Source organism: Kineococcus rugosus, assembly GCF_050871975.1.
Lineage (GTDB): Bacteria > Actinomycetota > Actinomycetes > Actinomycetales > Kineococcaceae > Kineococcus.
Genome location: NZ_JBJLSJ010000074.1, coordinates 1 through 5,813, shown reverse-complemented (window position 1 = coordinate 5,813; position 5,813 = coordinate 1). Strand labels below are relative to the sequence as shown.

At 75.0% G+C, this 5,813-nt stretch carries 5 protein-coding genes; 2 read left to right on the top strand and 3 right to left on the bottom strand.

What is annotated here, in order from left to right; all coding sequences use genetic code 11:
• Positions 1-113: 113 nt before the first annotated feature.
• From ACRYM6_RS22885 to ACRYM6_RS22875, 3 genes are read right to left on the bottom strand one after another with little or no spacing between them, the layout of a single operon-like run.
• Positions 114-1,328 (bottom strand): ABC transporter permease, encoded by a 1,215-nt coding sequence (locus ACRYM6_RS22885; protein ID WP_432545196.1) that lies wholly within the window; start codon positions 1,326-1,328, stop codon positions 114-116.
• On the bottom strand, positions 1,325-2,062 hold the full coding sequence (locus ACRYM6_RS22880) for an ABC transporter ATP-binding protein (RefSeq protein WP_432545195.1): 738 nt from the start codon (positions 2,060-2,062) through the stop codon (positions 1,325-1,327). The genes ACRYM6_RS22885 and ACRYM6_RS22880 overlap by 4 nt, the downstream gene beginning before the upstream one ends.
• Positions 2,062-3,090 (bottom strand): efflux RND transporter periplasmic adaptor subunit, encoded by a 1,029-nt coding sequence (locus ACRYM6_RS22875; RefSeq protein ID WP_432545194.1) that lies wholly within the window; start codon positions 3,088-3,090, stop codon positions 2,062-2,064. Before ACRYM6_RS22875 ends, ACRYM6_RS22880 begins: the two co-directional genes overlap by 1 nt.
• 284 nt (positions 3,091-3,374) lie before the next feature.
• Between ACRYM6_RS22875 and ACRYM6_RS22870 the strand changes: the two genes are divergently transcribed.
• Both ACRYM6_RS22870 and ACRYM6_RS22865 read left to right on the top strand, forming a co-directional pair.
• Complete coding sequence (locus tag ACRYM6_RS22870) at positions 3,375-4,523, top strand: Gfo/Idh/MocA family protein (protein ID WP_432545193.1); 1,149 nt, start codon at positions 3,375-3,377, stop codon at positions 4,521-4,523.
• Entirely contained in the window at positions 4,520-5,701 is a 1,182-nt protein-coding gene (locus ACRYM6_RS22865) for a dihydrodipicolinate synthase family protein (RefSeq protein ID WP_432545192.1), read from the top strand. Before ACRYM6_RS22870 ends, ACRYM6_RS22865 begins: the two co-directional genes overlap by 4 nt.
• Positions 5,702-5,813 lie beyond the last annotated feature (112 nt).

The following is a 5,813-nucleotide window of genomic DNA, read 5'->3' as shown; positions in this document are numbered from 1 at the left end:
ACCAGCCGCGGCCACCCACCCCCCCCCCCCCCCCCCCCCCCCCCCCCCCCCCCCCCCCCCCCCCCCCCCCCCCCCCCCCCCCCCCCCCCCCCCCCCCCCCCCCCCGGGGGCGCTCAGTAGCGGATCGCGTCGATGACCTTCGCGCGCACCGCCATCGTCGCGGGCACCAGCCCGGCCAGCGCCCCGACGAGGGTGGCGGCCAGCAGGCCCTCGACGGCCGCCGAGACGGGGAAGGGCGGCACGTCCTCCAGCGTCAGCCCCGCCGGCAGGACCGCCTGCAGCGGGAAGTTCGAGACCAGGATGATCGACAGCATCACCGCGAGGAAGCCGGCGACGAACGTCGCGGCGACGCTCTCCAGGAGCACCGCGAAGAACACCCGGCCCCCGGTCGCGCCGAAGCTGCGGCGCACGCCGATCTCGCGGATGCGCTGGCGCACCGTCACCAGGCCCACGTTGAGCACCCCGATGCCGCCCAGCAGCAGCGCGAAGACGCCGACCCCGCGGACCCCGTATGCCAGGACCGCGTCGACGATCCCCAGCTCGGCGCCGGCGTCGGCCCGGTACACGGACACCGAGAACCCCGGCAGGCTCGCCTGCACCTCGCTCTGCAGCGCCTGCGTCAGCGCGTCCACGTCGGCGTCGGGGACCCACACCTCCAGGCTCGGCGAGGAGGAGTACGCCGGGTCCGACAGGTTCCAGCGCGCCACGGCCGAGTTCAGCACCCACGCCTGCGGGTAGGTGGGGTCGCTGCCGGTCGGGTTGGACACCCCGACGACCGTCGCGGTGACGGGGGTGTCCCCGCCCAGGACGACCGTCGGCGGGTTCGCGGCGTCGAACTCGCCGAGCTGGGTCAGGAACCCGTCGTTGACGACGAGCCGGGGGGAGAACGCCGTGTCGTCGGCGGCGCTGAACCAGTGCCCGTCGGTGACGATCATCCGGTGCATCGGGCCGTAGCTGGGGTCCACCGTCGTGGCCGGCACCAGCTGGGTGCCCGCGGGGAAGCGCACCGTCAGCTGGCTCGACCCGGTCTGCCCCCACCAGCGCACGTCGTGGCGGTCGGCGGCGGCCGCGAACGCCTCCGCCGTCTCGCGGGTCGACTCCGGCGTCGGCTGGGTCATCGGGGAGGCGTCCACCCGCAGCGTCGCCGGGCGGCCGCCGGCGCGCTCGGAGCTCTCCCCGATGATCTGCCGGCCCATGTTCCCGACCGCGGTGATGGTCGTCATCGCGAACACGGCGAGGAACACCCCCACCAGGGACAGGACGACCCGCACGCGGTTGACGCGGATCTCGCCCCAAGCCTCGGTGATCGCGGCGAGGAGCCCCGTCACAGCGTCTCCCGGTGGGCGGTCGCCGCGGCCAGGGCGTCACCGGTGATCTCGGTGAGGAGGCCGTGGTCGAGGCGGAACTGCCGGTCGGCGCGCGCGGCGACGGACAGGTCGTGGGTGATGGTCACCAGCGTCGTGCCGTCGTCGCGCACCAGTTCCTCCAGCACGTCCATGACGGCCGAGCCGGTGTCGACGTCGAGGGCGCCGGTGGGTTCGTCGGCGAGCAGCACGCGGGGCCGCCGGACCAGGCTGCGGGCCAGCGCCACGCGCTGCTGCTCCCCGCCGGACAGCTTCTCCGGCATGGTGTCGAGCCGGTGCCCGAGGCCGACCCGTTCGAGCATCTGGCGGGCGATCCGCTTGCGGTGCAGGAACTCCCGGCTGCTGCCGTACAGCAGCGGGTTGGCGACGTTCTCGGTGGCGGTGCGCCCGGGCAGCAGGTTGAACTGCTGGAACACGAAGCCGAACGTCTGCCCGCGCAGCTTCGCCGTCCGCCGGTTGGACCGGGCCTCGACGGGGCGGCCGTCGAGCAGGTACCGCCCGCTGGTGGGGGCGTCGAGCAGGCCGATGATGTTCAGCAGCGTCGACTTGCCCGACCCCGACCGGCCGACGACGGCGACGTGCTCGCCGCGGCCGACGTGCAGGTCGACGCCGGTGAGGATGTGCAGGTCCGTCCCGTCGGGCAGCCGCACGCTGCGGCTGACGCCCTCGAGGGAGACGACGTGGTCGGCCGGACCCATCAGTAGCCCATCCCGTACATGCCGCCGCCGAACTGGTCGGCCGGGGTGTCGGTGTTCGGGACGAACTGCAGGATCTGCTGGCCCTCGACGAGGCCCTCCTGCACCTCGACGTTCTGCCCGTCGGTCAGCCCGAGGACCACCTGGGTCTCGGTCTGCGACCCGTCCTCGCCGACGGTCCACACGGTGCCGGTTCCGACGGTGCCGCGGACGGCGGTGACGGGGGCGAGCAGGACGCCGGTGGACTGCCCGGCGGTGACGTCGACGGTGGCGGTCAGCCCGGCGAAGACCTGCACGCCGTCGGGCACGGCGCAGGTGACCTCGGCGCCGGTCATCGACGAGGACGGGTCGGCGTAGGGGTCGACGTACCCGCCCGCGCCCGGCGGCTGCTCCTGCGCCGTGGCCGGGTTCCCGGTGCGCAGCCCGGTGCACTCGAACGTGCCGGGGCCGCCGGGGACGGTGACCTGCGCGGTCGTGGGCGGGGCGAGCAGCCGGAACTGCTGGGCCTGGGTCAGCGGGGCGGAGACGGTGAGGGTGCCGGGGCTGACGGTCGCGACGTCGGCGCCGATGGTGACGTCCTGCCCGGCGAGCACGTCGAGCGTGGCCAGGGTGCCGGCGACGGTGGAGGTGACCGTGACGGTCTTCGTGGTGGGCCGCGCCGGGGGCGCGGCGGGGTCGACGGGGTCGGTGGGGGCGGGCGGCTCGACGGTGACCAGGACGGTGAACAGCGGGGTGCCCTCGTCGACGTCGTCGCCGACCTCGGCCCGGACGCGGCCGACCTGCCCGGCCGCGGTGGACTTGACCGTGGTCGCGGGGTCGGCCTCGATGGTGCCCTGGAGGTTCACGGTGTTGACGACGTCGCCGCGGGTCACGGTCGCCGCGGGCGGGTCCACGACGGCGTAGGGGCTGGCCGCGGCGTCGGTCTCGCCCTGCCCGGTGCGCACGAACGCGATCCACAGCAGCGCGACGGCGATGAGGGCCCAGACGATCAGCCTGAGCGCGGGGAAGACGATGGTGCGGACGACACCCACTGCGACACCTCCGGTCCGGCGGCCGGGGGGCGCCGGTGCACGGTGCACGCTGTCGTCCCCCCGAGCGACTGTGCCGGAACCTAGCAGCGGCTGAGCGCGCGGCGGGGGAGGTTCCCGGGACCTCCACCGTCCGCGTCGGTGGTGCGGGGCTCAACCGCTCCCGTCCCGCGCGCCCCACCCGCACCGGGGTGGGGATCGGCCCGTCCGGGTCCTTGCCCTGCGCGGTGTCGGGGCTCTAGCCTCTGGAAAGCGCATTCCCAACTGTGAGACTGGAGGAGGCAGCGATGGTGCAACGCCTCGGTGTGGTCATGAACGGCGTGACGGGTCGGATGGGGTACCGGCAGCACCTGCTGCGGTCCGTCCTGGCGATCCGCGAGCAGGGCGGGGTCGAGCTGCCCGACGGCTCGCGGGTCCAGCTCGAACCCCTGCTCGTCGGCCGCTCGGCCGAGAAGCTGCGCGACATCGCGCGCCGGCACGACCTCGAGCACTACACCACCGACCTCGACGCGGCCCTGGCCGACGACGACTACCCGCTCTACTTCGACGCCCAGCTCACCGCCGTCCGCGAAGCCTCCCTGCACAAGGCCATGGCCGCCGGCCGGCACGTCTACACCGAGAAGCCCACCGCCGAGACCCTCGAGGGGGCCGTCGAGCTCGCCCGCGCCGCCGCCCGCGCCGGGGTCAAGAACGGCGTCGTCCACGACAAGCTGTTCCTGCCCGGCCTGGTCAAGCTCAAGCGCCTCGTCGACTCCGGGTTCTTCGGCGAGATCCTCTCCGTGCGCGGCGAGTTCGGCTACTGGGTGTTCGAGGGCGACTGGCAGAGCGCCCAGCGGCCCAGCTGGAACTACCGCGCCGAGGACGGCGGCGGCATCGTCGCCGACATGTTCTGCCACTGGAACTACGTCCTGGAGCAGACCATCGCCCCCGTGGAGGCCGTCACCGCCAAGGCCGTCACGCACGTCCCCGTGCGCCACGACGAGAAGGGCGAGGCCTACAAGGCCACCGCCGACGACGCCGCCTACGCCATCTTCGAGCTCGAGGGCGGCATCATCGCCCAGCTGAACTCCTCCTGGGCCGTGCGCGTCGACCGCGACGAGCTCGTCGAGTTCCAGGTCGACGGCACCCTCGGCAGCGCCGTCGCCGGGTTGTTCGGCTGCCGCGTCCAGCCGCGCGCCGCCACCCCCAAGGCCGTCTGGAACCCCGACCTGCCCGAGCAGCACCGCTACCGCGACGACTGGCTGGAGGTCCCCGACAACGCCGTGCTGGAGAACGGGTTCAAGGTGCAGTGGGAGCAGTTCGTCCGCCACGTCGTCGCCGACACCCCCAACCCCTACGACTTCCTGTCCGGGGCCCGCGGAGTGCGACTGGCCGAGGCCGGGCTGGCCTCCTCCGCGCAGGGCCGCCGCGTCGAGCTGCCGGAGATCTCGCTGTGACCGTCACCCTCGACCGGCCCCTCACCGGCCGGACCCTGCGGCTGCCCACGGCCGACGGGTTCGTCGACCACGCCGTCCACGAACCCGTCGCCTGGGAGGTGCCCACCGGTCCGTCCCGCACCCGCACCGTCTTCGCCGCCGCCCACGTCGTCCCCCGCGCCGGCGCCGAGAACGTCCCCGGCGCCCCCGCCGACCTCGACTGGGACGCCACCCTGGCGTTCCGGCACCGGCTGTGGTCCCTCGGCCTCGGCGTCGCCGAGGCCATGGACACCGCCCAGCGCGGCATGGGCCTGGACCACGCCGCCACCACCGAGCTCGTCCGCCGCAGCAGCCGCGAGGCCGCCGCGGTCGGCGGCAGCATCGCCGCGGGCGTCGGCACCGACCAGCTCGCCCCCGGCGCCCACCGGCTCGACGCCGTCCGCGCCGCCTACGAGGAGCAGCTGCAGGTCGTCGAGGACGCCGGCGCCCAGCCGATCCTCATGGCCTCCCGGCACCTCGCGGCCTCGGCCACCGGACCCGACGACTACCTGCGGCTGTACTCCGGGCTGCTGTCCCAGGTCCGCCGCCCCGCCGTCCTGCACTGGCTCGGGGACGTCTTCGACCCCGCCCTGGCGGGGTACTGGGGAGCGCCCGACGTCGCCACCGCCACCGACGTCTTCGTCGACCTCGTCACCGCCAACGCCGCGCACGTCGACGGCGTGAAGGTGTCCCTCCTGGACGCCGAGCACGAGAAGGACCTGCGGCGGCGGCTGCCTGCCGGGGTGCGGCTCTACACCGGCGACGACTTCAACTACCCCGAGCTCGTCGAGGGCGACGGGCAGCACCACTCCGACGCCCTGCTGGGGATCTTCGCCGGGATCGCGGACGTCGCCGCCGCCGCCCTCGTCCGCCTCGACGCCGGGGACACCGCCGGGTTCCGCGCCGCGCTGGACCCCACCGTGCCGCTGGCCCGGCACGTCTTCGGGGCCCCCACGCCCTACTACAAGGCGGGCATCGCGTTCCTCAACTGGCTCGACGGGCGCCAGCCCGGGTACGCCATGGTCGGGGGCCTGCACTCCGCGCGCAGCGCCGTGCACCAGGCCCGCACGTTCCGGCTCGCCGACGAGGCGGGCGTCTTGACCGACCCCGCCGGGGCCGCCGACCGGATGAGCCGCTACCTGGCCGTCCACGGGTTCTGACCCGCCGGGTCCGGGGGGCGGGGGGGGGGCCCCCCCCCCCCCCCCCCCCCCCCCCCCACCCCCCCCCCCCCCCCCCCCCCCCCCCCCCCGCCGCCCCCCCCCCCCCCCCCCC